This is a genomic window from uncultured Sphingomonas sp., assembly GCF_913062585.1.
Classification (GTDB): Bacteria; Pseudomonadota; Alphaproteobacteria; order Sphingomonadales; family Sphingomonadaceae; genus Sphingomonas.
The window spans coordinates 24,951-42,917 of the sequence record NZ_CAJXWX010000008.1; the positions used below are offsets into that span (position 1 = coordinate 24,951).

Here is a 17,967-nt window from a genome sequence, read left to right on the forward strand (position 1 = left end):
TCACGGAGTCCCAAGCCGATGGCCGAAACCCAGACCCTGTCCGCTGCGCTGCCGCACCTGCTGCCCGCCTGCCCCCATGCACGGATCGCTCTGTTCGCGATCCGGCGGATGGGCGCCCACGGGCTGGCCGATGCCCGCGCCGCGCATACCTTGTTCACCGTCTTCGGTCAGGATTTCCGGCGTCCGCTGATCTTGATGCGCACGCTGATGGCGGATCTGGCGGCCCATGCCACGGGGCAAATCGCCATCGCGCCATGCTGCTGCGGTCGCATGACGGCTGCGGAGGCCGCGCTGATGACCATCTTGGCGCAGATGGAATTGGCGCCGGAAAAGGCTCAGTTCCTGATGGCCGACCTGCTCGGCGTGCGGCGGGTCGAGGGCGTGCTCGCCAGCGCGGCGGCGCTCGGCGCCGCCTTTGCCGATGAGGGACGACCGATCAGCTATTGACCGGCGCCTGCTCCCGGGCGTCGCCCGCTCCCTCGACGCCCGCGCTACCGATCGATCGGTCGACCAGCCCCGAGCGCGCCATCCACCAGAACAGCGTTACGCCGGGCAGCGCGACCACGGTCGTCAGGAGATAAAAGTCGACATAGCCGAACCGTTCGACCAGCGCGCCCGCCGTCGTGCCGCTCAGGATACGGCCCACCACGCTCGCCGCCGCCGAGATCATCGCATATTGCGCGGCGGTGAAGCGCAGGTCGGTCAGGGCGGAGAAATAGGCGACGACGGTGACGCCGCCGATCCCGCTCGAAAAATTCTCGAACCCGATGGCGCCCGCCATGCCCCAGTTGGAATGGCCCAGCGCCGCAAGGCCAGCAAAGGACAGGTTGGACACCGCCATCAGCACCAAACTGATGATCACGGACCGCTTCATGCCCAGCCGCGCATAAAGCACGCCGCCGACGAACACCCCGACGAGCAGCGCCCAGAAGCCGACGCCGACATCGTAGATCGCGATCTCGTCCTTGCTGAAGCCGAGGTCGTTGAACAGCAGGCGGAAGGTCAGATTGGCCAGCGTGTCGCCGATCTTGTGCACGAGGATGAAGGCGAGGATGATCACCGCGCCCGGTCGCCGAAAGAACTCGGCAAAGGGGCCAATGACCGCGCGGACCAGCCCTTCGCCGGGACGCCTGGCGGTGATCTCGCGATGTCGGGCGGGCTCGCCCATCACGACTGCGGTTAAGACGGCCGGAAGCGCGAAGGCGCAACTCACCATATAGGCGATGCTCCACCCCGCACGGGCCGCGATGACCAGCGACAACGCGCCGAGAAGGGCCGACCCGATCCGCCAGCCATATTGGCTCATCCCAGCACCGACGCCGAGCTGGCGCGGTTCGAGCAGTTCGATACGGTAAGCGTCGATCACGATATCGAACGTCGCCCCCGCGACGCCCAGCGCGATCGCCGCCATGGCCGTCTGGGCAACCGACACCCTGGGATCGGACAGGCCCAGCGCAACGGCCGCGAAGCAGACCAGCACGGCCATGACGAACAGCCAGGATCTGCGCTGCCCCAACCGGTGAAGGATCGGGATCTTCACCCCCTCGACGATCCAGGCCCATAGCCACTTGAAATTATAGGCCAGGATGATGAGCGCGAAGGCGGTGACGCTCTTCTTCTCGATCCCCGCCTCGGCCAGACGGCTGGCGAGCGTGGCGTTGATCATGGTCAGCGGAAAGGCCGAGGATATGCCCAGGGCGAGCGCGGCGAGCGGGGCTCGCTCGACATAGGGCCGCACGCCATCCACCCAACGCCCACTCGCCATACGCAAATCCGCCCGCCCTTCGCCAAAGCCCCGACCCTATCGGGGTTGATGGGCGCGGGCAACGGGGGCGGCGTTCAGGCCCGGGCGTAGAGGCGGAAGCCGGACGGCAGCCGGGCGGGAGTCTTGCCGCCGCGGCGTTCCTCGATCACCTCGATCGCGCCCAGCAGATCGCGCGAGCCATAGGGTTTCATCAGCAGCCCCTCGGCCAGATGTTCGGCATCGTCGGGCGGGGTTCCGGTGATGAACAGGACGGGAATGTCACGCGCTCGGGCCGCATGGGCGACGTCGACGCCGCTGCCGTCCGCCAGCCGCACGTCGGCGAGGACAAGGTCGATGGCGGCACCGCTTTCGATCAGGGCAACGGCCTTGGTCGCGCGGTCGACGGTGGCGACGATTTCATAATCGGCATCGGTCAGGGCATGTTCGTTGTCGAACGCAACCAGCGGCTCGTCTTCCACGACAAGCAACCTGACCAGTTGCCGCTTCTTTCGCCCGAAGAGCCTCATCCCTGTATCGACCCGTCTCGTGTGCCCCGCTCAGTATCCGTAACGCTTCATATTCGCGAAACGATGCAATTAATTTCCTTTAGGCCATAGCCTATGTATCAGCGTCGATCATGACATCAGATCAACGTATCGCCAAGATGCTCGCCCGGGCGGGAGTCGCGTCGCGTCGGGAGATCGAGCGGATGATCGCCGAGGGGCGGATTGCCCTGAACGGCGTGACGATCGACACGCCAGCGACCTTGCTCTCGACGCTCGACGGCATCACCGTGGACGGCAAACCCGTCGCCGCGCCCGAGCCGACCCGGCTGTTCCTCTATAACAAGCCCAACGGCCTGCTCGTCACCGAACGCGATCCCAAGGGGCGGCCGACCATCTATGACCGCCTGCCCGAGGGGCTGCCGCGCCTGGTGCCGGTCGGACGGCTCGACCTCAATACCGAAGGGCTGTTGCTGCTGACCACCGATGGCGGGTTCAAGCGCCAGTTGGAGTTGCCCGCAACGGGCGTCGAGCGCACCTATCGCGCCCGCGCTTATGGCGAAATCACCCAGGCGCAGTTGGAGGAACTGATCCACGGCATCGAGATCGACGGCATCCGCTATGGCCAGATCGACGCCAATCTGGAGCGGCGGACGGGCGCCAATGTCTGGATCGAGATGACCTTGCGCGAAGGCAAGAACCGCGAGGTTCGCCGCGTGCTGGAATATCTGGGTCTGCAGGTCAGCCGCTTGATCCGGCTGCGCTATGGTCCGTTCCTGCTCGGCGACTTGCCGGTCGGCGAGATCGGCGAGGTCAAGGGCTATGATATCGTCGAGTTCCGCCGGACGCTGGAAGGCGGCATTCCCGCCGACGCGATCAAGCCCGCCAAAGTGAAGCCCGGTTTCCGGACGCCCCCGACCCGGGCGGCCGACGATCGTCCCGCCCGGAGCGCGCCTGCTGATAGCGGCGTGCCGAAGCGGCAGGATCGCGGGGTTTCTGGGGAACGTAGCCGGCGTGGCGATGCGCCTCATGCCCGCCCCGGGGGCAAGCCCTATGGCAAGACCCCCAGGGACGAACGGTCCGGTCCACCGCGTGAACGGCCCGTCCGCAGCGATGATCGCCCTCAGCGTCCGGCTCGCCCGCCGCACGGCGAGGCCGTCGAGCGTCCCCGCGGCGAAGCTCGTTCGCGAACCTCGAACCCTGGCGAAGCGGCGCGCGGTGGTCGTGCGCGCGATGCCAAGCCCTTTGCCAAGTCGGGCGAACGCCCGTTTCGCGACGACGATCGCCGCGATCGTCCCGCCCGATCGCCGCGTGGCGGTCAGGCGCCGTCGGGGCGGCCGGGCGGTCCTGCCAAATCCGGTCCGCGCGGTGGCAGGCCCGGCGGCGGCGGATCGCGGCCCGGTCGACCGGGAGGGCGAGGCTGATGCGCGTCATTGCCGGACAGTGGCGGGGCCGCCCGCTGGTCGCGCCGAAGGGTGACGTGACCCGCCCTACTGCCGACCGGACGCGGGAGGCCTTGTTCTCGATGCTGACCGCGCGGCTCGGTGATTTCGAAGGGCTGGCGGTCGGCGACTTTTTCGCTGGCTCGGGCGCGTTGGGGATCGAGGCACTGTCGCGCGGCGCGGGCTCCTGCCTTTTCGTGGAGCAGGACCGGGCCGCGCTCGACGCGCTGCGGGCTAACCTCGCCAAGCTGGAGGCCGTCGGCGATGTGCGGGCAACCTCGGTCATGGCCCTCGGCCCCGCCCGCGCGCCGCTCGACCTGATCCTGATGGATCCGCCCTACGGCACGAGCGCGGGCAGCGTCGCGCTCGACAAGCTGGCGCGGCTCGGCTGGGTCGGTGCCGGCACCTGGGTCAGCATCGAGACTGCCAAGCAGGAAGAGGTCGCGGTGGCGGGCTTCACCGTCGACACCTCGCGCGTCCATGGCAAGGCGCGACTGACCCTGTTGCGTCAGGACTGAGCGACCGCCCTGCCCCGCATCAGGGCCGATCCGGCGAGGCTGAGCAGACCCGCGGCGACCAGATAGCCGCCGACGAAGTTCAGCCCGCCACGCTCGGTCAGCGCTTGCGCGGCGATCGGGGCCAGGGCGCCGCCGATGATGCCGCCCAGGTTGAAGGTCATCGACACACCGGTATAGCGCACGCCCGCCGGAAACAGCGCGGGCAGCCAGCCACCGAGCGGGCCATAGGCGAAGCCCATCACGAACAGCGCGAGCGCCAGCCAGATAAAGACGACCGCCAGCGAGCCCGATCCCAGCATCGGCCCCATGACGATCCCGACCAGGACGCAGCCCGCGAAACCCAGCTTCAGCATGGCGGGCGCCCCGCGCCGATCCGCCATGACGCTGGAGACAATGACGCCCAGTGCCAGGAACAGGATGGCGACGAGCTGGACGCCGAGGAACCCCTCACGCGGATAGCCGAGAACGGTGGTGCCGTATCCCAGCGCGAAGGCGGTCGCGAGGTAGAAGATCGCAAAGCATGCGATCACCCCGCTCGTTCCCGCCAGCAAGGCGCGGCCATGGTCGCGCAGCAGCGCCGCGATCGGCACGCGGGGCAGCGCGTCGCTTTCCTTGGCCTGGGCGAAATCGGGGGTTTCGGTCAGGCGCAGCCGCACCCACAGGCCCAGCATCACCAGCACCGCGCTGGCCAGGAAGGGCAGCCGCCAGCCCCAGGCACGGAACTGATCGTCGGTCAGGAGCAGGCCAAGCGTCAGGAAAAAGCCATTGGCCAGGATGAAGCCGACCGGCGCTCCCAGCGGCGGGAACATGCCCCAGGTGTTGCGCTTGCCCGGCGGCGCATTCTCGACCGCGAGCAGCGCCGCGCCGCCCCATTCGCCACCCAGCCCCAGGCCTTGTCCCAGCCGCGCCATGCAGAGCAGCAGCGGTGCGATCCACCCGGCCTGCGCATAGGTCGGCAGGAAGGCGATGGCGACGGTCGAGCCGCCCATCAGCATCAGGCTGGCGACCAGCGTCGACTTGCGTCCGACCCGGTCGCCGAAATGGCCGAACGCGACGGCACCGACCGGCCGCGCGACGAATGCGAGCCCGAAACTGGCATAGGATAGCAGCAACTGAGCCGTGGCCGACGACGACGGAAAGAAAAGCGGGCCGAACACCAAGGCGGCCGCCGTCGCATAGATATAGAAGTCATAGAACTCGACCGCCGTTCCGGTCAGGCTGGCGAGCAGGATATGACGATGCGACACGGGCGATGCTTGGGTCATGCCCCGCTCGTGCAGAAGCGGAGCCGCGACGTAAAGCCCCCCAGCGCGATTGTCCCGATTTAGCCTGCCAGCGTGCCCGCCAGATGGAGGAGCAGCCAGTAGAGCGTGCCCGACAACAGCATCGCAGCCGGAAGCGTCAGGACCCAGGCCAGGACCATGTTGCGGATCGTCCGGAACTGAAGCCCCGCGCCGTTCGCGACCGAGGCACCGGCCACGCCCGAGGTCAGGATATGGGTGGTCGATACCGGGCGGCCGATATATTCCGCGCCGAAAATGGTCGCGGCGGTCATCAATTCGGCCGCCACGCCCATGCCATAGGTCAAGTGGGTCTTCCCAATCCGCTCACCGACCGTCACCACGATCCGCTGCCAGCCGACCATCGTGCCCAGCCCCAGGGCGAGCGCCACCGTGACCTTCACCCAGAGCGGGATGTAGCGCGTGCCGCGTTCCAACGCGCCCGCATAGCCGTTCAGCGACTCGATCTCGGAGGCGGTGAAGCGCTGCTTGGCGCTCTCGCTCTTGGTGACCATGCGGGTGGTGTCGAGCACCAGATACATGTCGTTGCGCAGATTGGGCACGATGGCAGCGGGCACGCGGCTGAACGTACCGTAATTCTCGATCCGCTCGCCGATGTCGCGCGACAGCACGGAAAGCCCAGCATAGACCTCGAGCTTGTCGATCGACTTGGTCCGAACGCCATCGACCACGGCGGCGCGAGCGCGATCGACCGACGGCATGTCGGGCGTGCCGTGCGCCGCATAGGCCGTCGCGGCGACCTGCGCACTGCGGACAAAGGCGGGCATCGCGCTTTCGGGCAGCGTGCGGTTCAGCGCATAGGCGGTCGGCGCGCAGCCGATCAGGATCAGCATGATCAGGCCCATGCCCTTCTGCCCGTCATTGCCGCCATGCGCGAAGCTGACCGCGGTGCAGGTGAAGATCAGAAGTGCACGGATGCCGCGCGGCGGGGGCGTGTCCCCCTCGGGCTCGCGGTACAGCCGCTTGTCGCGCAGGAAGCGCTTCATGAGGAGGAGCAGCATCAGCGCGCCGACGAAGCCGATCAGCGGACTGATCAGCAGGGCGGACAGCACCTTCTGAACCTGCGCCATGTCGACGCCCGACGTGCCGGGGATATTGGACAGCAGCTGGTTGGCCAGGCCGACGCCCAGGATGGAGCCGATCAGGGCATGGCTGGACGAATTGGGCAGCCCCACCGCCCAGGTCGCCAGGTTCCACAGGACAGCGGCCAATAGCAACGCGAAGATCATCGCGAACCCGCCGACCGACCCGACATGCAGCATCAGGTCGATGGGGAGCAGCGTGATGATCGAATAGGCGACCGCACCGGTCGACGTAACGACGCCCAGGAAATTGAAGAAGCCCGACCAGATGACCGCCAGGGGTGCCGGCATCGAATGGGTATAGATCACCGTCGCCACCGCATTGGCGGTGTCATGGAAACCATTCACGAACTCGAACCCCAGCGCGATCAGCAGCGCGAGGCCGAGGAATGCGAAGACGCCGATCGCCATCGGCTCGCCGACACGGGCGGTGTCGATCGCGACGCTATAGCCGGCATAGAGCAGGCCCCCGATCAAAAGGGCCCCGAACAGCCAGCGCCCCATCGGATGGAGCCCGGCATCGAGATGCGGCCCACGAACGCGGGATACGGATTGGCCACCGGCGAGCGCATGAGAAGTCATGATGTTCGTCCGTTGCGCTCTGGAGGTGACAATTTGATGACTGTGCGCCTGCCGATACTCGCCCGGCGCAACGCGGCCGGGCGCCCCGGATGGGGGCTCGGCCGTGCTGGCTGCCTGATCTTATTGATTGCTGGCCAGCGCCACCGGCTTGGCGACCAGCGCGGCGATCTTGACCGCGGCATCCGCACGCATTTCCTTGCGGCACTGCGCGACATTCGCATTGGCGATCAGGTCGCGGCTGACCGGACCGCAGGCGCGGGCAACTGCCCGGTTCAGGCGGGCGTCCAGCAGCGCGCGGTGATCGGCGCGATTCAGGTCGAGATCGCCGCGAAAGGCGGTGGCGGAGACGGGTTCACGAACCTGGGCGTGGGCGAGGACGGGCATAAAAAGCGATGCCGCGACGGCGGCGGCCATGAAACGGTTCATCGGGATAGCTCCTGCAGCGGGTCGTACCCGTCACGGCATGGGTGGATGCCCGGCTGGGATCCCCTACGCTCGTCGGCACGGGCCGCTCCCTAATCCCGCCGCATGTCGCTTTCGCGTCCTGCACAAGTCTGTGTCATGACGATCCCGCAAGGAAACAATCGCGCCAGAATTTCGCGAATGGTTGCCCCGGCTGCAAACGTTCCCTAACTGTTCGCGATGACCCCTGCCCCCCTCGATCCCGCCGCGCCGCCGACCGACTACCCCTATCTGCGGAGCCTGAACCCGGCGCAGCGCGAAGCGGTGTTGACCACCGATGGCCCGGTGCTGGTGCTGGCCGGTGCGGGAACCGGCAAGACCGCGGCGCTGACCGCGCGGCTGGCGCATCTGCTTTATACGCGCAAGGCCTGGCCGTCGGAGATCCTGTCGGTCACCTTCACCAACAAGGCGGCGCGCGAGATGCGCGAGCGGGTCGGGCGGCTGGTCGGCGATGCCGTGGAGGGTATGCCGTGGCTGGGCACCTTCCATGCGATCGGCGCCAAGATGCTGCGCCGCCATGCCGAGCTGGTCGGTCTGCAGTCCAATTTTACGATCCTTGACACCGACGACCAGCTGCGGCTGCTGAAGCAATTGATCGTCGCGGCGGATATCGACGAGAAGCGCTTTCCGGCGCGCGCGCTCGGCGGTCTGATCGACGAGTGGAAGAACAAGGGGCTGGTGCCGTCCGATATCGACGCGGGCGAGGCCGAGCGTTACGCCAACGGCCAGGGCGCGGATCTGTATCGCCAGTATCAGGAACGTCTGCGCAGCGTGAACGCCTGCGACTTCGGCGACTTGCTGTTGCACATGCTGACCATCTTGAAGACGCACCGCGACGTGCTGGAGCATTATCAGCAGCGTTTCCGGTACATCATGGTGGACGAATATCAGGACACCAACAGCGTCCAGTATCTGTGGCTGCGCCTCCTCGCCCAGGCGCGCAAGAATATCGCCTGTGTCGGCGACGACGACCAGTCCATCTATTCCTGGCGCGGCGCACAGGTAGAGAATATCCTGCGCTTCGAACGGGACTTTCCGGGTGCCAAGGTCATCCGGCTGGAACAGAATTACCGTTCCACGCCCCACATTCTGGGTGCCGCATCCGGCGTGATCGCCAACAATGGCGGGCGGCTGGGCAAGACGCTGTGGACCGAACTGGACGTCGGCGAGAAGGTCCGCGTGCTCGGAGTCTGGGACGGACCCGAGGAAGCCCGCCGCGTCGGCGAAGAGATCGAGGCCGCGCGACGCTCGGGCACATCCTATGGCGACATCGCCATATTGGTTCGCGCGCAGCACCAGACCCGTGAGTTCGAAGACCGCTTCATCGCGATCGGCTTGCCATACCGCATCGTCGGCGGCTTCCGCTTTTACGAGCGTGCCGAAATCCGCGATGCGCTCGCCTATCTACGGGTCGTCAACCAGCCGTCGGACGATCTGGCGTTCGAGCGGATCGTCAACGTCCCCAAGCGGGGGCTGGGCGACAAGGCGCTCGCCAAGATCCATCAACTCGCGCGGGCCGAGGATCTGCCGCTGACCATCGCCTCTGCGCGCATCTTGGACACGGACGAACTGACCCCCCAGGCGCGGCGGAGCCTGGGCAATCTGATCGGCGACATCGCCCGCTGGCGCGATATGGCCCGCGACCTGCCGCATCCCGAACTGGCGCGGCAGATGCTGGACGAGAGCGGCTATACCGCCATGTACCAGAACGAAAAATCGGCCGAAGCCGCAGGGCGGCTGGAGAATCTGTCCGAACTCGTTCGGGCGATGGAGGATTACGAGTCGCTCGGCGCCTTTCTGGAGCATGTCTCGCTGGTGATGGATCGCGACGGCGACCAGCGAGAGCCCGAGGTGACGATCATGACGATCCACGCCGCCAAGGGCCTGGAATTCGACACCGTCTTTCTCGCTGGCTGGGAGGAGGGGCTGTTCCCGTCCCAGCGCGCGATCGACGAGGGCGGCACGCGCAGTCTGGAGGAGGAACGGCGTCTGGCCTATGTCGCGATCACCCGGGCCCGACGAAAGGCGATCATCCTGCATGCCGCCAATCGCCGTATCTATGGCCAGTGGACGTCGAGCCTGCCGAGCCGCTTCGTCGGCGAACTGCCGCCCGAGCATATCGATAGCGAAACCAGCATGACCGGCGGCGAGAGCCTGTGGCGTGCCAACTGGTCCGAACATGCCGATCCCTTCGCCAATGTCGCACGCGGCACCGGGCGTGGCCCCGGCTGGCAGCGCGCGGCAGGTGGGCAGAACGCCCTGCCCACCCGGCCTGCGCGCATCGTCGAGTCCCGCTCGCCGTCCGTCGGCCTGGGGCAGAAGGGCCGCGACGACCTGAGCGTGGGCGACCGGGTGTTCCACCAGAAGTTCGGTTACGGCGAAATCGCGGTGATCGAGGGCAACAAGCTGGAGATCGATTTCGAACAAGCCGGGCGCAAGCGGGTGATGGACAGCTTCGTGACGAAGGGGTGAAGTTCCTGAACGGAAGCGCCGTTCAGGAACCATATCAATTCGCATCCGTATCGGTTCCCGGACCCGATTGTCCGGGCATTGGAGGGACAGGACCGATGGGCGTTCGTCATCTGACCATCGTAGCAATTACCGCCGCCGTCGCCGCGACGGCCATTCCAGCAAGCGCGCAGACGGCGGCCGACGATGCGCGGTTCCGCGCGGCGCAGGCCCGGTTCGACCGCGAATATCAACTCTATCGGCAGGAAGTCGATCTGTACCAGTCGCGACGCAACCATGGCGGCTATGGTGACGACGGGTACGCGCCGCCGCCGCCTCCAGGGCCCGGGCCGGGCGGCTACCGCGTCGCGCCGCCGGTTCCGGCCGATGGCTATGACCGCAATGCCGAGCCCTATTACGACCCGGTCGGCGACTATCGCGATGGACCGCAATATCGCGAGCGCGTGCTCCAGTCGCAGGACCGCGTCTATGCCGGAACCGATGGACGCTATTATTGCCGCCGGTCGGACGGGACGACCGGCCTGATCATCGGCGGGGCCGCAGGCGGTATCCTGGGTAATCTGGTCGGGGGTCGGAGCAGCACGATCGCGACGTTGCTCGGTGCGGCTGGCGGTGCGCTGGCGGGACGGTCGATCGACCAGAACCAGAGCCAGATTCGCTGCCGCTGACGATAGGCGCCGCGCCGGTCTATCACCGGAGCGGCGCCTTCGCGGTCTGGATCAGGACGGCTCGATCATCATGAGCGCGGCATTCTGATATTTTTCCGCCTCGCGTTCGAACAGCGCGCTGGCGGTAAAGCGGCGCGGGGTCAGGCGGAGCGAGCCGAGCCCGGCCAGCTTGAACGTCCCCATCTTCTCCTCGCGCGGCGGCTTGCCGTCCCGCTCGATGGTCGTTGCGTCGACGTACAGCTCGTCATGGCGCGTGAAGATCACATGGGGCGCGAGCACCACTTCGCCGCGATTATACAGGGCGGAGACCGCCTGCATCTTGACGATCGCTTCGAAGATGATGGCGGGAGCGCCTGCCGCCGGTTCAGCCGGACGGCGCTCGGTCGTCGTCATATCGGTCATGCCCCGCTTTTGCCCATCCTGCCGCAACGCAGCAAGCGGATAATTGCCGCTTACGTCATATGACATGGGCCGGGCGGCGTCACCACCCGGCCCGCATCGTCACTTCTTCGGCGCGTCCATCAGCTTCTGGGCGAAATAGACCATCTGCTGGGCGCTCAGACGGGCACCCTGCGCGATGTCGGCATCGCCCGAATGGCCGCCGGCCGTATCCTCATAGAAAAGATAGGGAATGCCGTATTCGGCCAGCCGCGCCGCGAACTTGCGCGCGTGTTGCGGGCCGACGCGGTCATCCTTCGTCGTGGTCCAGATATAGGGCTCGGGATAGGCCACGCCCTTGCGGATATTGGCATAGGGCGAAATCTTGCGCAGGAACGCGGCCTCTTCGGGCACGTCGATCGAGCCATATTCGTCCTTCCACGAATCGCCCGCCGCGATCTTCTGGTACCGGACCATGTCCAACAGCGGCACCTGGATCGTCACCGCCTTCCAGAGTTCGGGATGCTGCGTCAGCTCAACGCCCATCAGCAGGCCGCCATTCGACCCGCCATAGATGCCCAGCTTCTGCGGATCGGTGATCTTCCGCGCGAAGAGGTCCTTCGCCACGCTCGCAAAGTCGTCATAGATGATCTGGCGCTTCGTCTTGCGGCCAGCATCATGCCATTTGGGCCCGAACTCGCCACCACCCCGGATATTGGCGAGCACGAACGCCCCGCCCCGCTCGGTCCAGATCTTACCCGTCGAACCCAGATAATAAGGCAGGCGGGCGATCTCGAACCCACCATAGGCGGTCATCAAGGTCGGCGTCGTTCCGTCGAGCTTCGCGCCTTTGGGCAGCACGACGAAATAGGGGATTTTGGTCCCGTCGGTCGACGTCGCTTCATATTGGTGGACGGTGGTGCCCGCCGCATCGAAGCGGGCGGGCAGCGTCTTCAGGACCTGCGGCGCGGTCGGGCGGCCGGCGTCGAAGCGCGACAACACGGTCGGCGTGGTGAAGCCCGAGGTCGACAAATAGACGACGTCCGACCGGTCGCTGGTGCTGACCACGTCCACCGCCATATTGTCCGGAACCTGCACGGCCGACGCCGACCAGCCGTCTCCGGTTGGCGCGAATATGCTCGCCCGGCCGCGAACATTGTCGATATAGGTCACGACGACGCGGTCCTTGGTCGTCGCCACCCCTTCGACCGCCTGACGGTCGTTCGGCGTGAACAGCGCGCGGGGCGTAATTGTGCCCGCTTCCAGCTCGGACAAGGGTGCCCACACCACCGCACCCGCCGGATACGCGCCCCAGGCGTCGCTCGTCTGGAAGATCACCCGACCATCCACGAGCCCGGCGGGGAAGGCCCGCGCCGGCATGGCGATCGGTTTGGCGCCGCCGGTCGGGGTCCAGAACAGCTTGTCGCCACCGAAAAACGTCTTGCGCCGTTCGATCACGACGGCGCGATTGCCCTTGGCGTCGGTCAACACGCTGGCATAGGTGCCGAGTTCATCGGTCGGCGCGCCGCGATAGATTTCCTTGGCCTGGTCGAGCGGCAGGCCGCGCTTCACGGCCTTCACCACGAACGGATAGCTGGACTGGGTCAGCGTCCCCTGCCCCCAGTCGCGGCTGACCAGCAGCGTGTCCTTGTCCAGCCAGGAGGCGCCCTGCTTCGAGGTCGACAGACGGAAGCCGTTCGGCACGAACTGTCCCGTCTCCATATCGAACTCGCGATACTCGATCGCATCCTCGCCGCCTTCCGACAGCGCGATCAGGCACAGGCGATCTTCGGGGCTGAGGCAGGTCAGGCCCTTCCAGACCCATTTCTTGCCCTCCGCCTTGCTCAGGGCGTCCAGGTCCAGCAGCGTCGTCCATTTCGGATTGGCGGAGCCGTAATCCGCCTCGGTCGTCCAGCGCCACAGGCCCTGCGGATGATCAGCGTCGCGCCAGAAATTGACGATGCGACCATAAAGCTGGCCCGGCATCGGGATCCGGTCCTTGGCCGACGCGATGGCCAGCGCCTCGCCATAGAAGGTCTGGTAGCGCGGATCGTTCTGGAGCCGGGGCAGCGTCTTGGCATTTTCCGCCTCGACCCAGGCCAGTGCCTTGGCGCCGTCCTTGTCCTCCAGCCAGATATAGGGATCATTCTCGGTCATCGCGCTGGTCTGCGCCATGGCGACCCCCGCCACAAGCTGTCCGGCCAGCATCGTACCCGCCAGCAGTCCATGCCATCCCCGCATTCCGTCACGCTCCATCCATTGGCTTATTCAGCTGAATGTGACTTCATCACGCGGCGCTGGCAACCGGGCCGCGGCCATTATTGGGATACCGATCGGCCCTATCCGAAGCTGTTCGAATTGAAGCGCTTGGGCGATGTCCCAGATACGGAACGGCCCGCCCGGCGGCCCGTTCAGACAGCTCCCTAACCGCAGGAGCAGATCATGCCCTATGTGAAGACGCGCGACGGCACCGATATCTATGTCAAGGACTGGGGCGAAGGCCGCCCGGTGGTGCTCCTCCATGGCTGGCCCCTGTCGGCCGACATGTGGGATGCGCAGATGATGGCGCTGGCGGAGGCGGGTTTTCGCGCCATCGCCTATGACCGGCGCGGCTTCGGGCGATCCGGCCAGCCCTGGTCCGGCTATGACTATGACACGCTGTCCGACGATCTGGCGGATGTGCTGGAAGCAACCGGCGCGCACGATGCCGCGATCATCGGCTTTTCGATGGGCGGTGGCGAGGTCGCGCGCTATATGAGCCGCCATGACGGCAAGGGCGTGATCGCTGCCGGGCTGATCGCCTCGGTCGTGCCCTTCATGCTGAAGACCGACGACAATCCCCACGGCACCGACCAGTCGGTCTTCGACCAGATCGGCCAGAATCTGCGGGACGATCGCGCATATTTCCTGCGCCACACCTTCCTGAAGCAGTTCTTCGGGGTCGGCTATATCACCAGCCCCGTCAGCGACGATGTGCTCGACTGGGCGACGAGCGTGGCGATGCAGGCGGGGTTGAAACCGACGCTCGCCTGTGCCGAGTCGTTCAGCCAGACCGATTTCCGCCCCGACCTGTCCGCCTTCCGCGTGCCCACGCTGATCGTCCATGGCACCGGCGATCAGACCGTGCCGATCGACGCGGCGGGCCGCGCGGCGGCGGCGGGCATCGCCCATTCGCAGCTTGTCGAATATGAGGATGCGCCGCACGGCCTGAACGTCACGCACGGCGATCGCCTGACCAGCGACCTGCTGACCTTCCTCGGCGGATGATAAGAAAAGGGCGGCCCGCCAAGGCCGCCCTTTCTCATTTCAGGGGAACGATGACCTCGTCCGGATGGGCGACGTTCAGTTCCTTGCGCACCATCTCGTCCACCATGTCCGGATTGGCATGGTCGGGATCGAGAAGCGCAACGCGGTTCTTCAAGACCGTCCGCTTCTTGTCGAGCGCGGCATAGTCCTGCTCCCGCTTCACCAGCTGGCGCTGATATTCGCCATAAGCGAGCAGGCCGTTGCGCCCCAGCACCGCATAGGCGCCAAAGAAAGCAACGATCGTCAGACCAAGGGCGGGCAAGGCGGCCCGCCGCATGGTCCGGATGAAAGGCGACGGCTTTTTGGTCACAGTGGCCATATTCGTACCGACGCCCTTCGATTTCAAGCGCGGATCAGGATATCGCGACCGGCATAACGTGCCGAATCGCCCAGCTCTTCCTCGATGCGGATCAGCTGGTTGTACTTGGCGAGCCGGTCCGAGCGGGCCAGCGAACCCGTCTTGATCTGGCCGCAGTTGGTGGCGACCGCCAGGTCGGCGATCGTCGCGTCCTCGGTCTCGCCCGAGCGGTGCGACATGACGGCAGTGTAGCGCGAACGCTGTGCCAGCGACACGGCCTCCAGCGTCTCGGTCAGCGTGCCGATCTGGTTGACCTTGACCAGCAGCGAGTTGGCATAGCCGCCGTCGATGCCCTGCTTCAGGCGCTTGGGGTTGGTGACGAACAGATCGTCGCCGACCAGCTGCACCTTGTCGCCGATCATGTCGGTCAGCGCCTTCCAGCCTTCCCAATCGTCCTCGGCCATGCCGTCTTCGATCGACAGGATCGGATATTGGCGGGTCAGGTTGGCGAGATACTCGGCCATCTCATGGCTCGACAGGATCTTGCCTTCGCCCGAGATATTATACTTGCCGTCCTTGAAGAACTCGGTCGCGGCGCAGTCGAGTGCGATCATCACGTTGTCGCCCGGCTTGTACCCGGCCTTTTCGACCGAGGCCATGATGAAGTCGAGCGCCTCGGTGGTCGAGGCGATGTTGGGGGCGAAGCCGCCCTCGTCGCCCACGCCGGTCGCCAGGCCCTTTTCGTGCAGCGCCTTCTTCAGCGTGTGGAAGATCTCCGAGCCGCAGCGCACCGCCTCCACGATGTTCGCCGCGCCGACCGGCATGATCATGAATTCCTGGAAGTCGATCGGATTGTCGGCATGTTCGCCGCCATTTATGATATTCATCATCGGCACCGGCAACAGATGGGCCGAAACACCGCCGACATATTTATACAGCGGCAGGCCGCGCGCCTCAGCAGCGGCCTTGGCCGCGGCCAGGCTGACGCCCAGGATGGCGTTCGCACCCAGACGGCCCTTATTCTCGGTACCGTCGAGTTCGATCATCACGCGGTCCAGATCGGCCTGGTCCTCGGCATCGAGGCCGATGACCGCATCGGCGATCTCGTCATTGACCGCCTCGACAGCCGCCTCGACGCCCTTGCCCATCCAGCGGCTCTTGTCGCCGTCGCGCTTTTCGACCGCTTCATGGGCGCCGGTCGATGCGCCCGAAGGAACGGCGGCACGGCCGAAGCTGCCGTCTTCGAGCAACACGTCCACCTCGACGGTGGGGTTGCCGCGGCTGTCCAGGATCTGGCGCCCGTGGATGTCGATGATTGCGGTCACGTAACGATGCTCCTACATCAGCCTGAAAGTCTCGGCGCGGCTCTAACCTGTGACCATGCGAAGGGCAATTGCGGGAAAAGCATGGAACCGTGGTTCCTGTGCCGGGGTTAAGAGGCAAAACCGCCCGTTTGCCCGGGCCCAGAACGAAAGGGTTTTCCGATGGCTGACACCGACAGCACATTCCCCGCCGCCAATACCGGCGCCCCCAGCCTCGCCGGAAACGCTGCCGTGGCGCCGGACGTCGCTGCGCCCAACGCGTCGTTCGACAGTTCGGCCGAGGCGTCCAAGGCAAAGGCGGGACTCGCCGATGCCAAGCAGCAGGTCAAGGAAGGCGCGACCAAGGTGCAGCAGCAGGCGGTCGACAAGATCTACGCGCTGGCCGGCGACGGCAAGGCAAAGGCCGGATCGGCACTGGACCAGGTCGCGCAGATGCTGAACGACGCGGCGGGCCAGGTCGATGATAAGCTGGGCCAGCAATATGGCCAATATGCCCGGTCGGCCGCCGACACGGTCACCTCGCTGTCCGGCGCGATCAAGGACAAGGATGTCGAGGAGCTGCTCGACGACGCCCGCGCCTTCGTGACGAAGAGCCCGGCGGTTGCGATCGGCATTGCCGCAGCACTTGGCTTCGTTCTGGCGCGCGTCGTTCAGTCCGGCGTTGAAACCAGCCCATCTGCTGACCGCGCCGCGTGAACCGGGTCACCGAGTCCCTGACGGCCATGGCGCCAGAGCCGGAGACGCTGACCTCGCTCGTCTCGCAACTCGTCGATGACGGCCGGTCGTTCATCACGGCCGAGATTGATCTGGTCAAGGCGCGCGCGACGGACAAGATCGGCCGGTATCGCAGCGCCGCTATTTTCATCGGCATTGCGGCCGTGCTCGGCCTGGCCGCCCTGATCGCCCTGCTCGTCGGCCTCATCATGACGCTGACCCCGCTGACAGGGCCGTTCGCCGCGACGCTGATCGTCGTCGGTGCCGTTCTGATCATCGCCGGAATCCTGGCGATGGTGGGCAAGTCTCGTCTGACCGGAGACTCTGCATGACCGTCGCCGAAGCCGAAGCGCGGGCCGCCGAAGCACGCGAGCGGATGAACCAGACCGCGTCGCGTATCCAGGCTCGCTTGGAGCCGCAGGCCCTGGCTGCACAAGCCAAGGAAGCGGGCATGTGCGCGGCTCGGTCGGGTATCGAAACGGCCAAGAACAATCCCGCCACCGTGGCGGGCGGCGTCGCGGTGCTGGGCCTGCTCCTCAACCGTCGGCGGATCGCCCGCCTTTTCATACGCAAACGCTGATTTGGCGCGCCGGGCTCCGACCCCGGCGGCACAGCCCAGAAGGATGTTCGCCATGACCACCGAAACCCATCAGAATCAGCAGACCGAGGGCCTCCGCGAAAAGCTGGACCATGGCCGCGAAACCGCGTCGCAGGCGCTGCACGACGCCAAGGACAAGGCCGGCGAACTCGCGCACAAGACCGCGCGCACGATCGAGGCGAACCCGATCGGCGTCCTGGTCGGCGGCCTGGCGATCGGCGCGATCATCGGCGCGCTGATCCCGCGTTCGACGCGTGAAAAGGAAGTCCTGACCCCACTCGGCAAGAAGCTGGGCGAGACGATCCGTCAGGCGACCCAGGCCGCTCGCGAGACGGGCCTGCGCGAACTGGAGGATGCCGGTCTGACCAAGGACAATGCCAAGGACCGCGCCCGGTCGCTGTTCGACAATGTCGTGAAGGCGGCGAGCAGCGCCGGATCGGCAGCGGCCAAGGCCGCCACGAACAAGACGGCGGCCTGATCGCCCGGAGATCGGAAACCTCCGATCGGCCCTTTGGACGCCCGCATGGTTCACCCGGACCGTGCGGGCGTTCCGCTTTATTGCGACGGTGTCTTGCGAGGA

The 17,967-nt window shown here is 66.2% G+C and carries 19 protein-coding genes; 10 read left to right on the top strand and 9 right to left on the bottom strand.

The window, feature by feature from the left end; genetic code table 11:
* The first annotated feature begins 18 nt into the window (after nt 1–18).
* On the top strand, nt 19–447 hold the full coding sequence (locus QZ546_RS07425) for a DUF6628 family protein (protein ID WP_294235953.1): 429 nt from the start codon (nt 19–21) through the stop codon (nt 445–447).
* Here the strand turns inward: QZ546_RS07425 and QZ546_RS07430 are convergent.
* Together QZ546_RS07430 and QZ546_RS07435 are read right to left on the bottom strand one after the other, a co-directional pair.
* Nucleotides 437–1,765: an MFS transporter gene (locus tag QZ546_RS07430; protein WP_294235954.1), complete on the bottom strand. Its 1,329-nt coding sequence runs from the start codon at nt 1,763–1,765 to the stop codon at nt 437–439. The genes QZ546_RS07425 and QZ546_RS07430 overlap by 11 nt on opposite strands.
* A 74-nt stretch (nt 1,766–1,839) precedes the next feature.
* Entirely contained in the window at nt 1,840–2,271 is a 432-nt protein-coding gene (locus tag QZ546_RS07435; protein WP_294235955.1) for a response regulator, read from the bottom strand.
* A 110-nt stretch (nt 2,272–2,381) separates the two neighbouring features.
* On the opposite strand from QZ546_RS07435, the gene QZ546_RS07440 reads away from it, so the two are divergent.
* Together QZ546_RS07440 and rsmD are read left to right on the top strand one after the other, a co-directional pair.
* The gene (locus QZ546_RS07440; protein ID WP_294235956.1) at nt 2,382–3,671 is read left to right on the top strand and encodes a pseudouridine synthase; all 1,290 of its coding nucleotides are present in this window, start codon (nt 2,382–2,384) and stop codon (nt 3,669–3,671) included.
* Nucleotides 3,671–4,207, top strand: a complete 537-nt coding sequence (rsmD, locus tag QZ546_RS07445; protein ID WP_294235957.1) for a 16S rRNA (guanine(966)-N(2))-methyltransferase RsmD — start codon at nt 3,671–3,673, stop codon at nt 4,205–4,207. Before QZ546_RS07440 ends, rsmD begins: the two co-directional genes overlap by 1 nt.
* Here the strand turns inward: rsmD and QZ546_RS07450 are convergent.
* From QZ546_RS07450 to QZ546_RS07460, 3 genes are all read right to left on the bottom strand, one after another.
* The gene (locus tag QZ546_RS07450; RefSeq protein WP_294235958.1) at nt 4,198–5,472 is read right to left on the bottom strand and encodes an MFS transporter; all 1,275 of its coding nucleotides are present in this window, start codon (nt 5,470–5,472) and stop codon (nt 4,198–4,200) included. The genes rsmD and QZ546_RS07450 overlap by 10 nt on opposite strands.
* 59 nt (nt 5,473–5,531) lie before the next feature.
* Nucleotides 5,532–7,172 (bottom strand): inorganic phosphate transporter, encoded by a 1,641-nt coding sequence (locus tag QZ546_RS07455; protein ID WP_294235959.1) that lies wholly within the window; start codon nt 7,170–7,172, stop codon nt 5,532–5,534.
* A 120-nt stretch (nt 7,173–7,292) separates the two neighbouring features.
* A complete protein-coding gene (locus QZ546_RS07460) occupies nt 7,293–7,598 on the bottom strand; it encodes a UrcA family protein (RefSeq protein ID WP_294235960.1) in 306 nt (101 codons plus the stop codon).
* A gap of 216 nt (nt 7,599–7,814) precedes the next feature.
* On the opposite strand from QZ546_RS07460, the gene QZ546_RS07465 reads away from it, so the two are divergent.
* Both QZ546_RS07465 and QZ546_RS07470 read left to right on the top strand, forming a co-directional pair.
* The gene (locus QZ546_RS07465; protein WP_294235961.1) at nt 7,815–10,106 is read left to right on the top strand and encodes an ATP-dependent helicase; all 2,292 of its coding nucleotides are present in this window, start codon (nt 7,815–7,817) and stop codon (nt 10,104–10,106) included.
* Nucleotides 10,107–10,201: 95 nt separating this feature from the next.
* Entirely contained in the window at nt 10,202–10,771 is a 570-nt protein-coding gene (locus tag QZ546_RS07470) for a glycine zipper 2TM domain-containing protein (protein ID WP_294235962.1), read from the top strand.
* A 51-nt stretch (nt 10,772–10,822) separates the two neighbouring features.
* On the opposite strand, the gene QZ546_RS07475 is transcribed toward QZ546_RS07470, so the two are convergent.
* Nucleotides 10,823–11,164 (bottom strand): hypothetical protein, encoded by a 342-nt coding sequence (locus tag QZ546_RS07475; protein ID WP_294236045.1) that lies wholly within the window; start codon nt 11,162–11,164, stop codon nt 10,823–10,825.
* 108 nt (nt 11,165–11,272) lie between these two features.
* Nucleotides 11,273–13,357, bottom strand: coding sequence for a prolyl oligopeptidase family serine peptidase (locus QZ546_RS07480; RefSeq protein WP_294236046.1), 2,085 nt, complete (start codon nt 13,355–13,357; stop codon nt 11,273–11,275).
* 234 nt (nt 13,358–13,591) lie between these two features.
* Between QZ546_RS07480 and QZ546_RS07485 the strand changes: the two genes are divergently transcribed.
* Nucleotides 13,592–14,416, top strand: a complete 825-nt coding sequence (locus QZ546_RS07485) for an alpha/beta hydrolase (protein ID WP_294235963.1) — start codon at nt 13,592–13,594, stop codon at nt 14,414–14,416.
* Between the two features lie 34 nt (nt 14,417–14,450).
* Here QZ546_RS07485 and QZ546_RS07490 read toward each other — a convergent pair whose 3' ends face one another.
* Nucleotides 14,451–14,774, bottom strand: a complete 324-nt coding sequence (locus tag QZ546_RS07490) for a septum formation initiator family protein (protein ID WP_294235964.1) — start codon at nt 14,772–14,774, stop codon at nt 14,451–14,453.
* A 23-nt stretch (nt 14,775–14,797) separates the two neighbouring features.
* Nucleotides 14,798–16,078: a phosphopyruvate hydratase gene (gene eno / locus QZ546_RS07495; protein WP_294235965.1), complete on the bottom strand. Its 1,281-nt coding sequence runs from the start codon at nt 16,076–16,078 to the stop codon at nt 14,798–14,800.
* Between the two features lie 159 nt (nt 16,079–16,237).
* On the opposite strand from eno, the gene QZ546_RS07500 reads away from it, so the two are divergent.
* Genes QZ546_RS07500 through QZ546_RS07515 form a run of 4 tightly spaced genes read left to right on the top strand, consistent with a single transcriptional unit; the run spans nt 16,238 to nt 17,865 of the window.
* Nucleotides 16,238–16,771, top strand: coding sequence for a hypothetical protein (locus tag QZ546_RS07500; protein WP_294235966.1), 534 nt, complete (start codon nt 16,238–16,240; stop codon nt 16,769–16,771).
* Nucleotides 16,768–17,121, top strand: a complete 354-nt coding sequence (locus tag QZ546_RS07505; protein ID WP_294235967.1) for a phage holin family protein — start codon at nt 16,768–16,770, stop codon at nt 17,119–17,121. Before QZ546_RS07500 ends, QZ546_RS07505 begins: the two co-directional genes overlap by 4 nt.
* A complete protein-coding gene (locus tag QZ546_RS07510; protein ID WP_294235968.1) occupies nt 17,118–17,369 on the top strand; it encodes a phosphatase in 252 nt (83 codons plus the stop codon). Before QZ546_RS07505 ends, QZ546_RS07510 begins: the two co-directional genes overlap by 4 nt.
* Nucleotides 17,370–17,421: 52 nt before the next feature.
* Nucleotides 17,422–17,865, top strand: coding sequence for a hypothetical protein (locus tag QZ546_RS07515; protein WP_294235969.1), 444 nt, complete (start codon nt 17,422–17,424; stop codon nt 17,863–17,865).
* Nucleotides 17,866–17,967 lie beyond the last annotated feature (102 nt).